This window comes from Mycobacterium sp. IDUB_17 (assembly GCF_055419465.1).
The window spans coordinates 743,409-764,813 of the sequence record NZ_JBVAXS010000003.1; the positions used below are offsets into that span (position 1 = coordinate 743,409).

Below are 21,405 nucleotides of genomic sequence, written 5' to 3' on the forward strand. Positions count from 1 at the left end.
CACTCCTTCATATCAGTCAGTGCTGTTCGCGGACGCTCTCAGATAACGCATCTCGTCGTCGGTGGCGACCATCGTGACCACCGCCGAACCGGCCTGCGTGCTGACCTTGACCGTGTCGTGTTCCAGTGAGATCAGATCGAGGACCACGTCGGCGTGGCCGGCGGGGGTGTTCGGTGGGGCGAGCACCATGGTGGTGACCCCGATCCGGACTGATTGCTCTGGAACACCGTCGAACATCTCGACGGTGTAATTGCGCTCCGCACCGGCCTGGATGGCGCGCCGGTTGAAGTCGGCAACCCACAGCAGGTCATGGCGCCCGACCACGTCGACCATGTCGCGCCAGAACGCCGGACGCCGGCTGTGCACCAGCACCCGGGCGCCCAACGCCAGCGAGCGCAGCACCACCTGCTGCGCCAGGTGCAGTGTGCCGACGATCTCCACCCGGCGGATCTGAGCGCCGAACAGCGGCAGCGCGACCGCGCGGCCCTCCTGGTCGGCGCCGATCACCTGTCCGCAGCCCGAGGCCGGCAACGCCAGATCACTGAGCGCATCACCGCGGAGGCCGGACGCCCAGTGCTCGATGTGGTCGGACCCGGGGACCGTCGGGATCGGAAGCGTCGCGGCCAGCGCGGAAAACTGCTGACCGTGCAGCGGGATGAGACCGCGCAATTGGGTGGGGACGCGCACGTCGCTGTCGAAGCGGACCAATCCGCGGACCTGGACCAGATCCTCGTCGGTGCCGTGATCGGGTGCCTCGCGCAGTGACAGGCACACGGTGGTGGAGTAGCTGGGTACCGTCCACAACAGCCCGAGTCCCGCCGTGGTCAGCATGTTCGGCTGCACGGCGAAGCTGGACAGCCGGAAGTGGCCTTCGCGGCAGTCCTCCCAGGTTTCTTCGACGGTGCCGAGATTGATGCCGTCGCTGAGCTGATTGGTGGCCGCAGCGATGCCGCTGGCGGACAGGAACTGGGGCTGAAGGCCCGCCTCGGCCAGCCGGTTGGCGACGCGACGGGTCGCAGTGGTGGCGGCGCGCAGGATGCCGTCACGGTCACCGCCCCGGCGCCGGACCGCCTCCGCGCAGCGTGACGGGTTGAACCGCACGGCAATCCACACGGTGCGCTGGGCGATCGCGGGCAGCGGCCCCAGCACGGAGTCATAGACGGCGGCGACGTCGGTGTGACCGGCCGAGCGGGCGCCCTGGCTGATGATGTCGATGGATTCGAGCGTGATGTCGAACTGGCGCAGGCAGTCCAGCAGCGCCTGCACGGGAACCATCTCACCGGAAACCGTGACCCCGGGCTCCAAAACGGTCAGAGCCCTGGGGTTTTCGTCGATCTTGAGCAATGACAGCAAAGTCGAGCCGTTCCAACGGAATCCAATCTGCAACCCGTCGGAGGTCGGAACGTCGAACGGTTCGGTCGGCAGGGAACCCGGCTCGGTCTTGCCCGCGCGTCGCCGTCGATTCCGCAGAAACCTCCCGCGCAGCGCCAGCGCCCGCGGTGCTGTCGTGCCCTTGACGACCGGGGCAACCAGCAACAGCGCCGCCACCAGACCCACCGCCGCGCCCTGCCAGCCGGGCCGGTGCAGTTGCTGCGCGACGACGATGCCGGCGCCGACGAGTATTTGCAGGACGATCAGGTCGGCCAGGGGGACGAGCCGCTGCGGGCCGGTATCGCCGGCGGTGGTCAGCTTTGCTGCGAAAGTCAATGGACGCATCGCTTTTCGAATAGGCGCTCGGACGTCATGTCGAGGTGGTGCGGACGTGCTAAACACTACGCATGCCAGCGCAAGTTACCACTCGCGCACAGGTGAACGGCTACCGTTTCCTGATCCGCCGGCTTGAGCACGCGCTCATCCGGGGCGATTCGCGGATGATCCACGATCCGATGCGTGGCCAGATGAGGGCCCTGATCGTGGGGGTGGTGATCGCTGTCCTGATCACCGGGGCCTCGGCCGTGATGGCGTTCTTCAAACCGGCACCCAACATCGGCGACGCGCAGATCGTGCTGAGCAAATCCAGCGGTGCGCCGTTCGTCCGGATCGGTGACCAGATCCACCCCGTGCTGAATCTGGCCTCGGCCCGGCTGATCGTCGGCAGGAACGACAGCCCCAAGCAGGTTGACGACAAGTTCCTCGACGTCGTACCGCGCGGGCCCATGGTCGGCATCGTCGGCGCGCCCGCGAGCATCAACCGCGGCGACGACCTGGCGACGTCGTCGTGGACCGTCTGCGACAACCTGCTGATGCCGGCCGTCACCGAAACCACCGGCACGCCCAGCCTGCAGACCACGGTGCTGGCCAATGACCCGGTGCTCGACGGCGGCATTCGCCCGGCCGACTCCGCCGAGGCGATCCTCACCGAAACCGGCGGCACCACCTATCTGGTCTACCGCGGTGTACGGGCCCCGATCGATGTGTCAGATCCGGTCCTGGTCAACGGACTTCACCTCCAAGGCGCGGCAACACGGCCGATGTCGCTGTCCGTGCTCAACACCTTCCCGCTGGTCGACCCGATCACGCCGGTGCTGATCCAGGGTTCGGGGGAGCCCGGCCTGCTCGGACCGGACCACCCGGTGGGCGCCATCGTCAAATCCGTCGACTCGCGAGGTGAACAGCTCTACGTCGTGCTGCGTGAAGGTCTGCAGCCTGTCTCGCAGGCCACCGCCGACATCATTCGCTACAGCGCGTCCGGCGAGGTGGCCACCGGCGAGTTCGACGAGATCGCGCCCGCAACACTGGCCGAGGTGCCGACCGTGCACCGGCTGCCGATCGACCACTACCCGCTGGTGTCGCCGCGGATCGTGTCGCCCAATCCCGATCGGGTGGTGTGCATGGGCTGGCAGCGGTCCAACACCGACGCTGGAGCGGACGTACGGCTGCTGGTCGGGCACCGGCTGCCCACCGCCGAGGGAGCGCAGATGGTTCGGCTGGCCAGCGCCGACGGCAGCGGGCCGGGGGCGGATTCGGTCTACCTGACCCCGGGAGCCGGCGAGTACGTGCAGGCCACCGGCAACGATCCCGACAGCCGCTCGGCGGGACAGCTGTTCTACGTCTCGGATACCGGAGTGCGTTACCACATCAAGGATTTGCCGACGGCCGAGGTGCTCGGGGTCAGCGGCGTCAAGGTGCCCGACGGCCCGGCCAACGCCCCGCAGTGGGCACCCTGGCCGGTGCTGTCGCTGTTGCCGCCCGGGCCGGAGCTGTCTCAGGAGGCGGCCCTGGTCGCCCATGACGGGATGGCCGCCGACCCGGACAGCAGCAAGGTGTCAACCGGCTGACCAGCCGTTTACAGTCGCATCTCGCGGAAGAACGCGTAGACCCGGATGATCCAGAAGCACAGCGGGAAGAGCGATCCCACGGCGATGTATTCGAGTATCTCGACCTGACGCCGCGCCACCGGGGAGAACTCGCGCAGGGGTGCGACCAGCCCGCACGCCAGGATCAGCACCATCAGGACGAGCAGCACGACCGCGGCGCGGGCCTGCCACCCCTCGACGTTCAGCGCGGTCTTGAGGACCACGGCGACGGCGATGGTCAGCCCGCTGCCGATGAGCGTCGCCGACTGCACCAGGTCGTGATGGCCGCGACCGCGCAGGCACAGCACCGTCGCCACCATGACGGCGAAAACGGTGCCCTGCCAATAGAACCCGTTGCTGACGTCCACGGCCAGATAACAACCGGCCAGGGCGGCCAGCGCGGCCGCGACGAGAATCCCGGTGAGGTGCTGATTGGCCCGCCGAACCCGGCTGATCAAGTCTTCCTCGGTGGGGATGATCTGTTTGCCGATCGCGTTGACGCCCTCGACGGTGGGGCCACCCTGGGTCTCGATGTCATCGAGCGGCTCACCGGCGGTGGGCACCCGTGGGATCGGGAGTTTCGACAGCCCGATCGTCACCCGCGGGGCAAGGTAGACGACGATAACGGCCACGGTGGCGAGCAAAGCACCTACCGCGCGGATGGGTGGCTGCCACAGCAACATTGCCGTCGAACTGACGCCGCCGAAAGCGCACGCCGCGATGATCGCGGTGTACACCGCGGATCCGCTGCCCGAGACGAGCAGCACCAGGAGCGCGCCGAAAGCGGTCAGGGCGAACGCCATCGGCAGGGAGGTGGCGCCGGAACCGTCGGGTACCAGGTACAGCGAGCCCGCGAAGACCAGTGGCGTCGAGACCGCGGTGATCCAGCCCGGCGCCGCGGCGAACCCCGGCCGGTGCGCCACCAGGCAGGCCAGCAGCATCCCCATCACGCCGAGGGCCAGTACCGCCGCGGGCACTGCGGGTTGGGCGGTCCACCGTGCCGTCACGCCGGCCAGCGTCACGGCGGCGGCCGCGGCGACACCGAACCCGGCCAACACGTTGGCGTTGTCCGCGAACCAGCTCGCCACGGTGCCGGCCGCTGTGTCGTGGGTGTCGTCGACGTCGTCGAACAACAACGGGCTGACCGGCTGGCCGACCGCGCGGATCATCAACAGGTCGCCGTCGTGGACGCCCGCCTCGGCGATGGACAGGTGCGGGGCGATCGGTTCACCGCCGAGTGGTGCCAGGGTCCACCGCCCGTCGGCGGCGTCGAACTCGATGATCGCGTCGTGCGCGGTGATCTGTTCATTCGCGATATCGATGACATCGGGAATGTATTGGGCGATGCTGACGTGTGCAGGCAACCCGACGTCGATGTTCAGTTCACCGACCACCAGGGTCAATCGGCTCAGCTCGGGTTCGGCTTCTTGATCAAGCTCTGACTCAAGTAGGGTCACAATCCAGTCGGCCTCCTGCGCAATGGGATTGCTCGACACGAACAATACCCAGCATCCGGCCCAGCAGCTTCCGGGGAGGGAAGGTTGAGTACGCAGGGGTTCGTCCGCCGCCTTCGTGTGGCGCCGCCGCGGATGCCCGGAGGCGAGGTCAACCTGGCCCCACCGCCCGAGGTGCCGCGGGCCATCCCGGGCAATCTGTTCATGCGGCTGATGCCGTTCGTGATGCTGGTCGCGGTGATCGGCATGATCGCGCTGATGATCACGGTCGGTGGCCGCGACATGGCCAGAAGCCCGATGTTCCTGCTCTTTCCGATGATGATGGTCATGTCGATGGTCGGCATGTTCATGGGCGGCGGGAACAAAAATGGCAAAGCCGCCGCCGAGCTCAACGAGGAACGCAAGGACTACTTCAGTTACCTGGCGAATCTTCGCGAGGAAGCCGACACCACCGGGGCCGAACAACGCACGGCACTGGAATGGAGCCATCCCGATCCGCGCGCGCTGACCGATGTGGTGGGCACCCGGCGCATGTGGGAGCGACGGCCCAGCGATGCCGATTACTGCCATATCCGGGTCGGTATCGGGACCCACCGGTTGGCGACGCGATTGATGGCGCCCGAGACCGGCCCGCCCGAGGACCTGGAACCGGTGTCGACGGTGGCGTTGCGCCGGTTCGTCAAGACCCACTCGGTGGTGCATGCGCTGCCTACCGCGGTGTCGCTGCGGGCGTTTCCCACGATCACCTTCGAAGGGGAGCGCAAGCTCGCGCAGCAGCTGGTGCGCTCGATGGTGTTGGAGCTGTGTACTTTTCACGGTCCGGACCATGTGCAGGTGGCGATCGTCACGGCCAACCCCGACGGTGAGAACTGGAGCTGGGTCAAGTGGTTGCCCCATGCGCAGCATGCCTCGACCCGCGACGGCATGGGTTCGATGCGGCTGCTGTTCCCCACGCTCGAGCTGATGGAGACCGCGATGTCTGCGGAGCTGGCCGAACGCGGCCGGTTCACCCGGAACGCACAGCCGACGCAGGGCCTCAAACAGCTCGTCGTCGTGCTGGACGACGGATTCGTCACCGGCGACGAGCAGTTGATCACCGACGCCGGGCTGGACAGTGTGACGCTGCTGGACCTGAACGGCCTGCGTCCAGGCGGGTCGGCTCGGCGCAGCCTGCAACTGGTCGTCGAGGGCGACGACGTCGCCGCGCGTACCGCGGTGGGCGTCGAACGGTTCGCCACCCCGGACACGATCACGATCCCCGAGGCCGAGACCACGGCACGGCGGATCGGCCGTTACCGCCCGGCCAACGCCGCGCACATCGTCAGCCTGGAAGCCGATTCGAGGGCGGTCGACCCAGGCCTGATGGCGCTGTTGAAGATTCCCGATGCCGCCGGGATCGTGCCGGAACAGGTGTGGCGACAGCGGTCCCCGCGGGAGCGGCTGCGGGTGCCGATCGGGATCACCCCGAACGGTCAGCCCATCGAACTCGACATCAAGGAAGCCGCCGAAGGCGGGATGGGCCCGCACGGTCTGTGTATCGGCGCCACCGGATCGGGCAAGTCGGAATTCCTACGCACGCTGGTGTTGTCGATGATCACGTCGCACTCGCCCGAGCAGCTCAACCTGGTGCTGGTCGACTTCAAGGGCGGGGCGACGTTCCTCGGTCTGGACGGGATCGCCCACATCGCGGCCATCATCACCAACCTCGAAGACGAACTGACCATGGTGGACCGCATGCGTGACGCGCTGGCCGGCGAGATGAACCGCCGCCAGGAGTTGCTGCGCTCCGCCGGAAACTTCCCCAACGTCACCGAATACGAGCGGGCCCGCGCGGCGGGCGCCGACCTCGAACCTCTTCCCGCCCTGTTCATCGTGGTCGACGAGTTCTCCGAGCTGCTGTCGCAGAAGCCGGATTTCGCCGAGCTGTTCGTGATGATCGGCCGGCTGGGCCGCTCGCTGCACATGCATCTGCTGCTGGCCTCGCAGCGGTTGGAGGAAGGCAAGCTGCGCGGCCTGGACTCGCACCTGTCCTACCGGATCGGCCTCAAGACGTTCTCGGCCGGCGAGTCGCGCAGCGTGCTCGGCGTGCCCGACGCCTATCACCTACCCAGCGTCCCCGGTTCGGCGTTCCTGAAATGCGATGCCTCCGAACCGATCCGGTTCAATGCCTGCTATGTGTCGGGGGAGTACGTCAAGCCGCGGATATCAGCCCGCACCGGGCGGGTGACCCAGTTGGGCGCACTCGCGCCCAAGCTGTTCACCGCCACGCCGGTCAAGAAGGACGCGGTGCCCGCGCGCGGCCCGGCGCCTTCGGCGCTGCCCGTCGAGGTGGATTCCGCCCCGGCCGGACCGGTCAAGACGACGCTGCTCGGTATGGTCGTCAGCCGGCTGCGCGGCCACGGCAGGCCCGCGCACGAGGTGTGGCTGCCGCCGCTCGATGACAGTCCGGCGGTGAACGAGCTTCTGCCGGAATCGGATTGGTCGGCACCGGTGAATGTCAACGGCCGGTTGTGGATGCCGATGGGCGTGGTGGACCGGCCCTACGATCAGCGCCGCGACCTGCTCATGGTGGACCTGTCCGGCGCCCAGGGCAATGTGGCGGTGGTCGGCGGGCCGCAGTCGGGCAAGTCCACCGCGCTGCGCACGCTGATCCTGTCCGCGGCCGCGACCCATACTCCCGAGCAGTTGCAGTTCTACTGCCTGGACTTCGGCGGCGGCACGCTGACGAGCCTGGCGAAGCTGCCGCACGTCGGCGGGGTGGCCGGCCGGATGGACGCCGACGCGATCAGGCGCACCGTCGCCGAGGTGGCCGGGGTGCTCCGGTCCCGCGAGCAGCTGTTCCGCGAACTGGGCATCGAATCCATGCGGGACTTCCGCCAGCGCAAGGCCCAAGGCGGCGTGAGCCAGGACAAATTCGGTGATGTGGTGCTGGTCATCGACGGCTGGGCGTCGATCAAGAGCGACTTCGAGGCGCTGGACACGGTGATCCAATCGCTGGCCATCCAGGGCCTTTCGTACGGCGTTCACCTGGCCATCACCGCGTCGCGCTGGATGGAGATCCGGCCCGCGGTCAAGGACATGCTCGGTACCCGCGTCGAGCTGCGCCTCGGCGATCCGATCGACAGTGAGGTGGCACGGCGGTCCGCTGAGCTGGTGCCCATCGGACGGCCCGGCCGCGGTATCAACTCCGAGCGGCTTCACATTCTGATCGGGTTACCCCGGCTCGACTCCAGTTCGGAGGTGGAGGATCTGCCCGCCGGAGTGGCCGGGGCGGTCGAGGCCGTCCGCGCGCACTACGGGGACCGTGAGGCGCCGAAGGTGCGGATGCTGCCGCACGATGTGAACCGCGACGACGTCGTGAAGGTGGCTCGCGATGCCGGTCAACTGGGCAAGGCCCGCATCGCGATCGGCATCAACGAGGAAGAACTGGCCCCCGTCGTCCTGGATTTCGATTCGCAACCACACCTGGTGGCCTTCGCCGACACCGAATGCGGAAAGACCGGTCTGCTGCGCAACATTGCCGCCGGTGTGATGGAGAACGCCAGCCCGCTCGAGGCCAAGATCATCCTGGTCGACTTCCGCCGCTCGATGCTGGGCGTCGTCCCCGACGAGTACCTCGGCGGCTACGCGACTGCCCCGCAGTCGTGTACGGATCTGATGATGGCGCTGGCCGGTGCCCTCAAAGATCGGCTGCCGCCCAACGACATCACCCAGCAGCAACTCAAGGAGCGGTCCTGGTGGTCAGGGCCGGACCTGTTCGTGATGATCGACGACTACGACCTGATTCCCGGCGGATCGCTGAGCCACCCGCTCGGCCCGCTGGTGGAGTATCTGCCGCAGGCCCGCGACATCGGTCTGCGCGTCGTCGTCGCGCGGCGCAGCGGTGGTGCCGGGCGGGCGATGATGGATCCGATCATCGGGCGTCTGAAAGACCTGTCCTGCAACGGTTTGGTGATGAGCGGAAGCAGAGACGAGGGCGGGCTGTTCGGCGGATACAAGGCCGGCGCGATGCCCCCCGGCCGCGGCATGCTGGTCTCGCGGACCACCCGCAGCGGCGTGGTTCAGCTGTCCAGGATGCCTGACCTGTGACCGGGGTCGAGGAGCTTCGCGCGGTGCTCGTGGTGTCCGCGGCACCCGAGGCGATCCGGGTGTCCGTGGTCGGGGGACGCACCCAACTCGATGTCGCGCTGCCGGCCGACGTCCCGGTGGCGGCGTTCCTGCCGGAGCTGGCCCGGCTGATCAGGTCCCGCGATGACGAGCGCAGCGACGACGTGGCCGATCGCGATGAGCGACGGACGTTCTGGGCGCTCAGTCGTGAGGGCCGGGCCGGCAGCGGTGTGCTGGCGCCCGACCGGACCTTGCGTGAGGCCGGGGTGGAAAACGGTGAGCTACTGCGACTCTCGGCTCACCGTGCGCTGTCGCCGCCCACGCTGTACGACGACGTGGTGGACGCCGCGGCCCGGCTGAACCGGGCGTCGTACGCGGCCTGGAGTGCCTCCGCGGCGCGGATGATGGCCTTCGCCGGGTGGTGGCTGTGCTCGGCGGTATGGGCCGTCCTGCTGCTTGCACCCGCGTTGACGGCGCACCGGCCGGCGATCGTGATCGCTGCGGCGGTGATGCTGGTGACGCTGGTCGCCGGCGCGGCACTCGTGCGCCGAGTGCTCGGCAGGGCCGATATCGCCGCGGCGGCGGGTCCTCCGGCGATTGCCATCGGTGCCGCAGCAGGCTGGGTGCTGGCGGCGCCCCACGGCGCGGTCGGCCTGACCTCCGGGTGCGCAATATTGTTGGGGCTCACGGCGATCTGCCATCGTGCGATCGGTGCCGGCCATTGGACCTACGTCGCCACGGCGGTGGTGCTGGGCTTCGGCACGGCGGCATTCGCGGCCCGGGCCCTGGGCACACCGGTCACGGTGGTGGCCACCGTCGTCGCCGTGGTCGCGGTGTTCGGATGCCTGGCGGTGCCGGCGCTGACGGCACGGCTGGACCAATATCCGGTGGCGTCGGCCGGCGCATCGCGCACCGACGACCCGTTCACCACGTCGGCAGTACAGACCCAGCCCGGCGCCCCGATGCCGAGCGCGGAACAGGTGTGGGATCGCGTGCATTCAGCGGTGCTGACCCGCTCTGGGCTGCTGGCCGGTGCGGCAACGACCGCGCTGATCGGCACCACCGTATTGATGCGGGCCGACACGGGTTGGGCGGCATTCGCTTTCGCCCTGGTCTGCACTGCGGTGCCGGCCTTGCGAAGCCGTCGGGCCGACACCTGGCCGGAACGTGCCGCGCTTGCGGTGCCCGCCCTGGGGCTCGTACTGATGGCCTGTGTGCAAGCCCAGACCGGGGTGTGGACGTTGCAGCTCACCGGCGTCGTCGTGCTTGCGGTGCTGGCCGTCGCCGGGGTCGCAGCCCCGTACCTTCGCCGGATCCGGACCGCCGCCGGGTATCTCGAGTATCTGGCTGTGGCCGCGGTGATCCCGCTGGCGCTCTGGTCGCTCGGACTGTACGAACGGCTGGGCGGCTGGTGAGCGCCCGGCGACACGCGGCGGTGGTGACCGTCGTCCTGACCGTGGCGCTGGCCGGCTTCGGTGCACCTCCGGCCGGTGCGGTGACGCCGCCAGTCGTCGAGCCCGGTCCGCCGCCGATCGGGCCCGTCGCACCGGCGCAGCCCACCGAACTGAAGGCGATCTGCGGTATTCCGACCGGCGTGCTGCCGGGCACCGACTTCACCAAGCAGACCAGTGCCGAGGCGATGCTCGAATACCGCAGGGCCTGGCGCTTTTCCCGCGGTGCCGGGCAGAAGGTGGCGGTGATCGACACCGGCGTCAACCGTCATCCGCGGCTTCCCGCGCTCGAACCCGGCGGCGACTATGTGTCGAGCAGCGACGGCCTGGTCGATTGCGATGCGCACGGCACCCTGGTCGCCGGGATCATTGCCGCGGTGCCCGCCGACGGTGACAGCTTCGCCGGCGTCGCGCCGGAGGCTTCCATCCTCTCCATCCGCCAGAACAGCGGCGCTTACAGCGTCGCGGGCACGAGCAGCAGCCAGAACGACGATCCGAACGCGACGTCGATCGGCTACGGCAACACACACACGCTGGCGCTTGCGATCGCTCGGGCGGTGGATCTCGGTGCCACGGTGATCAATCTGTCCGAGGTGGCCTGCGCTCCTGTTGCGGCCGGAATGGACGATCGGGAGCTCGGCCGCGCGGTGCGATACGCCTACGAACGCAATGTCGTGGTGGTGGCGGCGGCGGGCAACTTCAACTCCCAGAGCATGTGCAACGCGCAGAACAACATGAATGATCCGAACCAGCCGTTGCACAAGGGCTGGAGCAGCGTCAGCACCATCGCCAGCCCGGCCTGGTTCGCCGACTACGTCCTGACGGTCGGGGCAGTGACCACGGCGGCCGCCCCGGCCGACTTCAGCCTGCACGGACCATGGGTAGCGGTGGCCGCCCCCGGCGAGCGGGTCACCTCGCTGGACCCGGGCGGGCCCGGGTTGAGCAACGCACAACTCGGCCAGCAGGGGCTGGCGCCGCTGAACGGCACGAGCTTCGCGACGCCGTTCGTATCGGGGGTGGTGGCGTTGATCCGGTCGCGGTATCCCGATCTGACCGCAGGTGAGGTCAAGGATCTGATCGAGCGCACCGCCCGCACCCCCGGGAATGGACCCAACCAGGCCACGGGTTATGGAGTCGTGGACCCGGTCGCGGCACTGACCTACCAGCTCCCGCCGGGGGCCGACGGTCGCGATGTCACTGCCTCTTCACCGATCAGCGGGCCACCGCAACCTGATCCGGGTAATGTGCGGGCCCGCAGGATCGTCTTCACCGTCACCGCGGCGTGTCTTGCGTTGATGGTGGCGGCGGTAGCGGTGGCTGCTGCCCGGCGACGGACCAGGTGAGTTAGGGGAAAGATGCCGGACGAGAATCGGCCGATCGGCGAGCCCACATCGCTCGACGACTTGGCTCCTGGCGAATTGGACGAGGTGGAGGCCCGGGCGGCCGCGCTGCTGGAACAGATTGCGGCACAACGGTCAGCCCGGCAGATCCACACTGCCAAGTCGCCCGCCGACGACACAACCGATGCTTTGGTGGTGCCGCCTCCGCCTCCGCCGCCGCCCGCGTCTGCGGCACCGGTCCGCCGGCTCGCCCCGCCGCCGTGGCAGATGCACAGCTCGATCGGATCAAGGGAGTTCGCCGAACGGTTCGACCTCGAGGAGCCTGCGCCTGAACGTCCGGCTCCTGAGCCGCAGGTAGCGCCGGCTCCTCAACCGGAACCGGCGACGGATTTGATCCCGATTCCGCCGCTACCCGCGCCGCCGCGGCCGGTCCCACCGATGCCTGCGCCGCCGTTGCCACCTCCGCCGCCGCCGTTACCGCCGCCGGGATTCATGCCGCCGTTGCCGCCACTTCTGCCGCCGCCGGGTGTGGCTCCGCCGCCGCAGTACTCGCCGGTGCCGCCTTCGCTCGACGACGCCGGGATCCTGAACCGCTCACGCACCGCACCTCATTCCGGATGGCGCCGGGCCGTGCACCTGGCCAGCGCCGGTCGTGTCAGCCCGGGAGAATCGCGTAGGGAGCGTGAGCGGGACGACCTGCTGGCTCAGATCCGCCAGCCGATCGCCGGTGACTTCCGGATCGCCGTGCTGTCGATCAAGGGTGGGGTCGGAAAGACCACCACCACCTTGGGATTGGGCTCGGCGCTGTCGATGATGCGCCACGACCGGGTGATCGCGGTCGACGCGAACCCGGACCGCGGGACACTCGCCGAACGGGTGCGTGATGTGTCGAGCGAGTCCACGGTGCGCGACCTGCTGTCGGACCCGAACATCGAGCGCTATGCCGACGTGCGCAGCCACACCCGGATGGCGGGCAGCCGACTGGAAGTGCTGGCCAGCGAGCAGGAGCCCGCGGTTTCGGAGGTGTTCGGCGAGTCCGACTACCGCCGCACCGTCAGCATCCTGCGTCGCTACTACAACATCATCCTCACCGACTGCGGTACCGGCATCATGCATTCGGCGATGGCGGGCGTGCTCGATCTGGCGCACGCGATCGTGCTGGTCAGCTCGCCGGCGATCGACGCGGCCCGCAGTGCGTCGGCGACGCTGGACTGGCTGATGCAGCACGGACATTCGGCATTGGTCCGCGAGGCGCACGTGGTGCTCAGCGCCTCCCGGCCCGGTTCGGCGAAGCTGAAACTGGACAAGGTCTACGAACACTTCGAAGCGCGCTGCCGCTCAGTGCACATGATCCCGTTCGATCCGCACCTGGCCGAGGGCGCTGACGTCGACTTCGACCTGCTGGACCCGTCCACCCTCCAGGCGTATCTGGAACTGGCTGCAGCCGTTGCGGAAAAATTTCCCCGGCTGCGCGGTGCACCCCAGTACCGGTGACCGCACCGCGCTCGAGCATCGAGGCAAAGTATCGGCGAATCCGCAAAGGGGCTGTGAGCTATCTGTGCGGAATGCGGACCAACCCGTTGGCCTTGGTTGTCCCTACGAGTTGGCAAATTGACGCGTGAGCAGCATTGTGACGATGGCAATTTCGCCATGCGTAATTGTTCGCGCACTCAAATATGGTCAGCCGTAATCGAATTCGACTAAGTCTGTGGCGGCGCCATTGCGAATCTGGAACACTGATCCGAATGAGCAACGATGCCCTCCGGCATCAGATGACCGAGGTGCTGGCCCTGGTCCAAGAGCAGATGGCCGATATTGCTGCGGTGCAGCGCGAGCAGGCGCAGCTCACCGCAAGTGCTGAGGAGGCAGACGGCTTGGTCGCGGTGACGGTCGACGCCCGCGGTCATGTCATCGAGACCGTCATCGACGAGTCGTATCTCGAAGAGTACGAACTCGAAGAACTCGGCGGCCACGTGACCGCGGCGGCGCAGTCAGCGGCGCAGCTCGTCGCGCAGCGGTCGGCTGCCCTGATGATGCCGATCGAAGAACGGCGCCGGTTGATGCCGTCACTGTCCGACTTCGCCGACAGCGCGCCCGATCTGCGCGAACTGACCAGATCCGTGTTCGGCAACGACGATGCAGTCGTCGGAGCGGGCCAGCCGGAGGATGACGACCGGGACGAATCCGCATTCCCCACTGTGAGGAGCTGAATCGATGGCTGACGAACTCGGTGTCGGACCTTCTGACCTGCGGGCGACCTCGAGGAACCTGAATGATGTCAGCGTCAGGATGAAGAACGTGCTGTCCACCCTGCAAGCCAATCTGATGGCCGAAGGTGCCGCATGGGGTGACGACAAGATGGGTGACGGGTACGCGAAAGGCAGTGCCGGGTATCTGGCGCAAAAGGATTGGGTCGACGGCTCGGTGGTGGTCAAGACCGATCTGCTCGACTACTACTCGGACGGTTTGAAGGGTTCCGCGGACTCCTTCGAACAGAACGACCAGCCGTAGTCGTCTGCCGCATGGAGTGGTGCGCCACATAGGCCTGTTGCCACACCAATTCGCTTATGGACATCCAGATCCCACCCGAACTCCAATGGGTGTCATATCTCGCGGGCGGTGAGTGGCCGCAAGGCAGCGAAACCCGAACTCGCCGAATCGGCGAGCATTATCAGGCCGCGGCCGAAGCACTGCAGGACCTCGTCCCGGATCTGAACAGGGTCCGCGCTGAGACGATGTCGGTACTGACCGGCGACACCGCCGATGCTGCGGATCGACAGTTCGCCATGCTGTTCGACGGCGAGTACACGGTGGACAAACTTGCCCAAGGCATCTCGGGAATGGGTGAGGGCGCCACCAATTTCAGCTCCGAGATCGAATACAGCAAGCTGTCGACCATCGTCGGGCTGGCGCTCGCCGCCGCTGAGATCTCGTACAGCCTCGCCATGGCCGGTCCCACCTACGGGGCGTCGACGGCGGCGATCCCCGTCATCGAGACAACGACCATCGCGTGGATACGTGCGGTCATCATGTGGGCGATTCGGCGTCTCGGCGAGAAGATGGCCGAACTGCTGACCAAGACGATGTTGAAGCGGCTCCTGCACGAAGCCGGGCAGGAATCCTTGGAGGAGCTGGGGCAGGGCCTACTTCAAGAAGAGATTGTCCAAGGCATCCAGGCCAGCAACGGACATGCCGACTACCGGTGGGACCGGTTCCAACAGACGGCGATCTCCTCCGTGGTCGGTGGCGGAGGGGGCGGCGCCACCGCCGTCCCGATTGCGCACGGGCTCGGACCCGCTCGCAACTGGTTCACCGCGGCGACCAAGGGCGCGACCACCATGTTCACCGCCGGGGTGTCGGGCAACGTGGCCGGCACGTTGGCCGTCGGCGGCGAATTCGACACGATCTCGATCCTTGCCAGTTCCACCAGCACCAGCATCGGTGGTCTGAAAGGCATCGGCGGAGGTCATCCGGCCCAACAGGGCAACCAGACCAATCCGGCCGGTCTCCGGCGGCCCGATGCGCCGAACGTCGGGCTGCGGGGCCAGGATCCGGATGGCCGGCTGGACACCGGCCGGCCGGACAGCGAGAACGACGGCGAGAACGACACCAACCGAACTTCGCAGAACGATTCCGGCGGGCAACCGGCCGCCCCCGCCAAGGCGAGTCCGGGACGCGCCGGCGCCGGCCAGACGAATAACACCACACCGCAGTCGGATTCGAAGTCCGCGTCCCGCAACCCCGAACCGCGCGGCGCGGCCGACAAGTCGACGGGCCAGGACTCCGATGAGTCGCCGGATCAGGCAGACGCCGATACGGACGCCGATGGCGATAGCCACACCGATACCAGCACCAAGCGCGAATCCGACGATGCGCCCGTCGGCGCGCAGGACGAACAGCACTCGTCGAATACACAGCACGACAACAACGATTCGGCCGACCCACCCGCAGATGAGCCCGTGCACACGGCCTCGCTCAGCCCGGACCAGGAAGTCGCCAACCCGGCGGCGCATGTTGCGACAACGGATGTGCCGCACACCGCAGTAGCTGCCGACCCGGTGTCGGCCGATACCGGGCAAGTCAATGCCGCTCAGGACGTCGAGGGTGCACCAGACGTTGAGGGTGCACAGGTTGCCCCCGAGGTCACAGACGTCGCACAGGCGCCTGCTGATCCACCACAGGTGCAGCAGGCTCCCGCGCCGGAAGCCCCCGATCAGCAGGGCCCGGCGATCGTTGCCGCCCAACCGTCGTCGACGAGCAATGTACCGCCGGCCACTACGCCGGCCTCGGCCAACGCCCCACAGACAACAGCCGAGCAGAGCGCCAAACCAACTGCTGCAAAACCTGATTCGACGCCCACGGAGCCAAAGTCGGCATCTCCGGCAGCGCGCCCCGCCGGCCCGGAAACACAGGTCGCCGGCGTTCCCGCTGCGCGGATCCAGGAGACGGCCCAGGGTGCCGGCCCGGATGTCGCGACTACCAATGTGGCGCCCGAGGTCACCGACACCGGCGGCCCGCCGCATGGCGACCAGAACTGTCTGCTCGACGCGGCCGACGATCTGTCGCGGCACTTCGGCAAAAAGTACCAGGTCGCCGGGGAACCATCGTCCACCGGAATGCCTGCGCGGGCGTTGTATGAGGCCACCGGGTCACGGGCCGACTTCGCTACCTACCGTGATATCGAGGCCAGGCTGCGGGGCATGAAACCCGGTTCGGCCGCGGTCATAACGTCGGCGTGGGCCGGCGACGGGCAGCGCCAGGGCGGGCACGCCTATGTGGCTGTCTTCGACGGCACGGACGTTTACCTGCTTCACCGCGGAGAGCGGCAGGGCTGGCCGCCGGCGTGGGGTGAGCACGCGGTGTCGACGACCGCGGTCGGTTACCTTGACGCACAGGGCAATCCGGTCAGTAATCTCAGCGGCCCCGACGATCTCGCCGCGGCGATGGCGGTGGGCGACGTGCAGGGCACCCAGGAACAGTCGCCGGGTGAGCAGTGGCGAGATGTCACACGGCAGAGCCAGATCGCCGACGATGCACTCGCGAAACGCGTACCTCCCGTCGATGTCGGCGACCTGCGAAACCCGCTGGGGTTGATGGAGTCGGCCGATGCACGGGCGCGGGCGAATGCGACCTGGTGGGCCGGGCTGAGCGGGCCTGAGCAGCGCGCCCTGATCGACGTGCACCCGCAGCAGATCGGCAACGCCGAGGGCATTCCACCTGCCGCCCGCCATGAGGCGAACACGCAGCTCCTGGAGGCCCAACGCCGGCAGTTGGAGGGTTGGCGGGACAGCGGCCATCGGCTCAGTCGCAGCCAGAGCAAGATGCTGGCCCGGCTGGTTCGGATCCAGAGCTCGATCGCCGACGCGCAAACCCGAGCCCGGCAAGCCGGGGTCGACGGTCCGATGCTGTTGGCCTTGGATGTGTCTGAGTTCGGTGGCCACGGGCGGGCGATCGTCAGCTTCGGCGCTGATCCGTATCTGGCGGATTCTGTGTCATGGCATGTGCCCGGCCAGGGCATGACGATCGACCGTATCGGCGCCTGTATGGGTGACGCGCTCAACCACCTTCAATCCATCCGACTGGAAGACCCGACAGTGTCGGCCGCCTCGATCGCGTGGCTCGGCTACGACACCCCAAGCGGTTGGAGTAGTTGGCGCGCGGCCGGACAGAGACTCGCCCGCGAAGGCGGCGCGATCCTCTACAGCGATATCCGGGCGTTCAACGCAGCCCGCGACACCCTTGCCGGTGACGGCAGCCATTTCACCGGCAACCATGTCTTCGCCCACTCATATGGCACGACCGCGACGAGCTATGCCGGGCGAGACGGCCGGCTGGCCAACGACGTCCGAACGGTCACGCTTGCGGGCTCTCCGGGTACCGGGCCGGTGCGCCAAGCCAGTGCATTCGGCATCGGGGACAACGTATTCGTCGCTACGTCGTCGCGGGATCCGTTCACCGCTCTGGGCGGACGGACGCCGGGCTCGTCCGGGCGGATCTTCGGGTTCGGCTTGGGCGCCGATCCATCGATGAGAACCTTTGGTGCGCAAAGGATTACTGCTGAGTTCTCTTCGGATATGGATCGGATGGTGAGCCGAGGTACACACAACTCGTACTACCGCTTCGCCGACCGGACCGGTGCGACACCCGTACGCAGCGAGTCGCTCGCCAACTTCGGTCGGATCGCGGCAGGCCATGCCGACAGGGTCGACACCGAGCAGCACCGGACTGTCGATACCCAGCCGCGGCGGTTCATCGGAACCCGTGAGGGGACAGTTGAACCGGCAGCCGGCCGGCCGCTACGACTCGACGGCGATACCAACACCTCAGGCGACCGGACAACTCGCCGGCCGTGGAATCCGCGGTGGATGGCCGAGTCGAACAACGAGGTCAACTCGACGGAGCCCGTCGACACGAGAAGTGCCCGCGAGATTGCCGAGGAGGCGCTCGGACAGTTGGGTGTGCCCGCTTCGGGTCTGGTGAGTCCGGCTGATCATCGGGTGGCGGTGGTTGATGCGGTGGCGCGGGCGCGGGCGAATGCGCGGTGGTGGGGGGATTTGTCTGCGGCTCAGCAGCGGGCGTTGGTCGAGACGTATCCGAATGAGATCGGTAATGCGGAGGGCATTCCGCCGTTGGTTCGTCATGAGGGGAATTCGATTATGTTGCGCCGGTATTTGGCGCATCGTGATCTGTTGGTTTCTCGGCGTGAGAACGGGGTGGCGCTCGATGCGATGCAGGAGCGGTACGTCGATCTGATGAATGATGTTGAGGCCGCGATGCGTTCGGGGCAGCGCAATGCTGCCCGGTTGGGTGTGGGTGGTCCGTATCTGTTGGCGCTGGATCCTCAGGCGTTTGGTGGTAACGGGCGTGCGATAGTCAGTTTCGGTGCTGATCCTTATACGGCGCAGTCGGTTTCCTGGTATGTGCCGGGGATGACGACGTCGATCGAGAGTCTGAATACGATCATGCGTCGGAGTTTCAATCAGTTGCAGTCGACGTTGCAGGAGGACCCGGGTCTGTCGGCGGCGTCGATTGCCTATCTTGGTTATCGGCCGCCGGGGAGTTGGGATCCGCGGGTTGGGTTTCAGTGGATGGCCCAGCGAGGCGGGCAGATTTTCTGTAGTGATATTCAGTCGTTCAATGTTGGGCGCGACGTATTCACTGGTGATGGAAGTCATTTCAGGGACAATCACATCTTCGCGCATTCGTACGGGTCGAGCGCGGTCAGTCATGCCGGTCATGGTGAGCGGTTGGCTGACGAGGTGCGGACGATCACGTTGATTGGGTCCCCGGGGGCGGGGCCGTTGCGGACGGCTGCCGATTTCGGGATCGGTGACAACGTGTTCGTGGCGTCGTCGTCGCGGGACCGCACGACTGGGCTTGGCGGTGAGCGGACCGGTGATCGGGGTCGCACTGTCCGTGGGATGGGTCAGGGCATCGATCCGGCCATGGATATTTTCGGTGCCCGCCGGATTACCGCTGAGTTCCCGGCTGCGCTGGACCATATGGGTCCGGGATCGCGGATGACGCACAGTTTGTACTGGGCCTATATGGATCCGGGAACCTTGCAGGTGCGTAGCGAGTCGCTGACTAATTTCGGTCGGATCGCGGCGGGGCAGGCCCATCGGGTCGACACTGAGGGGCGGCGCACGCTCAGTCAGCGTCCGCGGTGGTTGTTCGGTGGTGCCCGGGATCAAACTCTGGACCCCGCTATCGGTCGCCGGTTGAGGCTTCCCGACGACCCCACCGCCCAGCATCCGGTCCAGGGCAGCCACTGGTGGAACCCGGCGTTCGGCAGGCAACAGGTCGGACAAGTCGAGTCTGCTCAGGTCGACAACCCGACGGTGAATTCACTGGACAGCGATGTCCAACAGGTGCCTGCGCCCGCCAGGATCGTGGCCGATGTGGCGTTGGCCCAGCGGGGGATAGCGGTGGCTTCGGGTCTGGTGAGTCCGGCTGATCATCGGGTGGCGGTGGTTGATGCGGTGGCGCGGGCGCGGGCGAATGCGCGGTGGTGGGGGGATTTGTCTGCGGCTCAGCAGCGGGCGTTGGTCGAGACGTATCCGAATGAGATCGGTAATGCGGAGGGCATTCCGCCGTTGGTTCGTCATGAGGGGAATTCGATTATGTTGCGCCGGTATTTGGCGCATCGTGATCTGTTGGTTTCTCGGCGTGAGAACGGGGTGGCGCTCGATGCGATGCAGGAGCGGTACGTCGATCTGATGAATGATGTTGAGGCCGCGATGCGTTCGGGGCAGCGCAATGCTGCCCGGTTGGGTGTGGGTGGTCCGTATCTGTTGGCGCTGGATCCTCAGGCGTTTGGTGGTAACGGGCGTGCGATAGTCAGTTTCGGTGCTGATCCTTATACGGCGCAGTCGGTTTCCTGGTATGTGCCGGGGATGACGACGTCGATCGAGAGTCTGAATACGATCATGCGTCGGAGTTTCAATCAGTTGCAGTCGACGTTGCAGGAGGACCCGGGTCTGTCGGCGGCGTCGATTGCCTATCTTGGTTATCGGCCGCCGGGGAGTTGGGATCCGCGGGTTGGGTTTCAGTGGATGGCCCAGCGAGGCGGGCAGATTTTCTGTAGTGATATTCAGTCGTTCAATGTTGGGCGCGACGTATTCACTGGTGATGGAAGTCATTTCAGGGACAATCACATCTTCGCGCATTCGTACGGGTCGAGCGCGGTCAGTCATGCCGGTCATGGTGAGCGGTTGGCTGACGAGGTGCGGACGATCACGTTGATTGGGTCCCCGGGGGCGGGGCCGTTGCGGACGGCTGCCGATTTCGGGATCGGTGACAACGTGTTCGTGGCGTCGTCGTCGCGGGACCGCACGACTGGGCTTGGCGGTGAGCGGACCGGTGATCGGGGTCGCACTGTCCGTGGGATGGGTCAGGGCATCGATCCGGCCATGGATATTTTCGGTGCCCGCCGGATTACCGCTGAGTTCCCGGCTGCGCTGGACCATATGGGTCCGGGATCGCGGATGACGCACAGTTTGTACTGGGCCTATATGGATCCGGGAACCTTGCAGGTGCGTAGCGAGTCGCTGACTAATTTCGGTCGGATCGCGGCGGGGCAGGCCCATCGGGTCGACACTGAGGGGCGGCGCACGCTCAGTCAGCGTCCGCGGTGGTTGTTCGGTGGTGCCCGGGATCAAACTCTGGACCCCGCTATCGGTCGCCGGTTGAGGCTTCCCGACGACCCCACCGCCCAGCATCCGGTCCAGGGCAGCCACTGGTGGACTCCGAGCTTCCTGAGTGGCAACGACTGCGCCCATGTTCTGGTGCAGGAAGTGTCCGCACGCACCCGCCGGAATATCCAACTCGACTCCGCGCCTTCGCACCGGGGTACGCCCGCCCGGGTGATGTTCCAGGCGTTCCAATCGGGCGCCCACTTCGCGACGTACAGGCAAGTCGAAGAGACGCTGCTGGGCATGCCCCCGAACTCCATGGCGGTACTGGCCTCGCGCTGGAGCGGAGGGCAGCCGATCGGGCACGCGTACCTCGCAGTCAACATCGATGGCCAGGTCTATCTGTTCGACCCGCACACCCGGCAGTATTCGGGGTGGCCACCGCACTGGGGAGAGGCTGCGGTGGCTCAGACCGCGGTCGGCTACCTGCGCAGCAATGGTGAGCCCGTCCTGCGGGGACGGTTGAACAACCAGTTCGCCGCGGTGGCCGTCGGCAGAGTCCAGGGCCTTCCGGACGGTCCGGCACACGGGGACGTCGACACCAGGACGGCCGCCGACCGGGA

The 21,405-nt window shown here is 67.1% G+C and carries 8 protein-coding genes and 2 pseudogenes; 8 read left to right on the forward strand and 2 right to left on the reverse strand.

Going from position 1 to position 21,405, the window contains the following annotated elements; translation table 11 throughout:
- Positions 1-12: 12 nt before the first annotated feature.
- A complete protein-coding gene (eccE, locus tag ACZYZ7_RS16585; RefSeq protein WP_450072584.1) occupies positions 13-1,716 on the reverse strand; it encodes a type VII secretion protein EccE in 1,704 nt (567 codons plus the stop codon).
- 62 nt (positions 1,717-1,778) lie between these two features.
- Between eccE and eccB the strand changes: the two genes are divergently transcribed.
- Entirely contained in the window at positions 1,779-3,278 is a 1,500-nt protein-coding gene (eccB, locus tag ACZYZ7_RS16590) for a type VII secretion protein EccB (protein WP_463741345.1), read from the forward strand.
- An 8-nt stretch (positions 3,279-3,286) separates the two neighbouring features.
- Here the strand turns inward: eccB and eccD (ACZYZ7_RS16595) are convergent, their stop codons facing one another.
- Positions 3,287-4,792, reverse strand: coding sequence for a type VII secretion integral membrane protein EccD (gene eccD / locus ACZYZ7_RS16595; RefSeq protein ID WP_450072586.1), 1,506 nt, complete (start codon positions 4,790-4,792; stop codon positions 3,287-3,289).
- A 45-nt stretch (positions 4,793-4,837) separates the two neighbouring features.
- Between eccD (ACZYZ7_RS16595) and eccCa the strand changes: the two genes are divergently transcribed.
- From eccCa to ACZYZ7_RS16630, 7 genes and pseudogenes are all read left to right on the forward strand, one after another.
- Positions 4,838-8,839 carry a type VII secretion protein EccCa gene (eccCa, locus tag ACZYZ7_RS16600; RefSeq protein WP_450072587.1) on the forward strand — a complete coding sequence of 1,334 codons (4,002 nt, stop codon included), beginning with the start codon at positions 4,838-4,840 and terminating at the stop codon, positions 8,837-8,839.
- Positions 8,836-10,272, forward strand: coding sequence for a type VII secretion integral membrane protein EccD (gene eccD / locus ACZYZ7_RS16605; RefSeq protein WP_463741346.1), 1,437 nt, complete (start codon positions 8,836-8,838; stop codon positions 10,270-10,272). Before eccCa ends, eccD (ACZYZ7_RS16605) begins: the two co-directional genes overlap by 4 nt.
- Positions 10,269-11,651: a type VII secretion-associated serine protease mycosin gene (mycP, locus tag ACZYZ7_RS16610; protein WP_135459220.1), complete on the forward strand. Its 1,383-nt coding sequence runs from the start codon at positions 10,269-10,271 to the stop codon at positions 11,649-11,651. Before eccD (ACZYZ7_RS16605) ends, mycP begins: the two co-directional genes overlap by 4 nt.
- Before the next feature lie 78 nt (positions 11,652-11,729).
- Positions 11,730-13,142: pseudogene (locus ACZYZ7_RS16615) on the forward strand (MinD/ParA family ATP-binding protein); the annotation flags it as partial.
- Between the two features lie 251 nt (positions 13,143-13,393).
- Complete coding sequence (locus ACZYZ7_RS16620) at positions 13,394-13,858, forward strand: YbaB/EbfC family nucleoid-associated protein (RefSeq protein WP_463741347.1); 465 nt, start codon at positions 13,394-13,396, stop codon at positions 13,856-13,858.
- A gap of 4 nt (positions 13,859-13,862) precedes the next feature.
- Positions 13,863-14,159 (forward strand): hypothetical protein, encoded by a 297-nt coding sequence (locus ACZYZ7_RS16625; protein ID WP_135459213.1) that lies wholly within the window; start codon positions 13,863-13,865, stop codon positions 14,157-14,159.
- A 56-nt stretch (positions 14,160-14,215) separates the two neighbouring features.
- Positions 14,216-21,190, forward strand: a pseudogene (locus ACZYZ7_RS16630) (alpha/beta hydrolase); the annotation flags it as partial.
- Between the last annotated feature and the right edge of the window lie 215 nt (positions 21,191-21,405).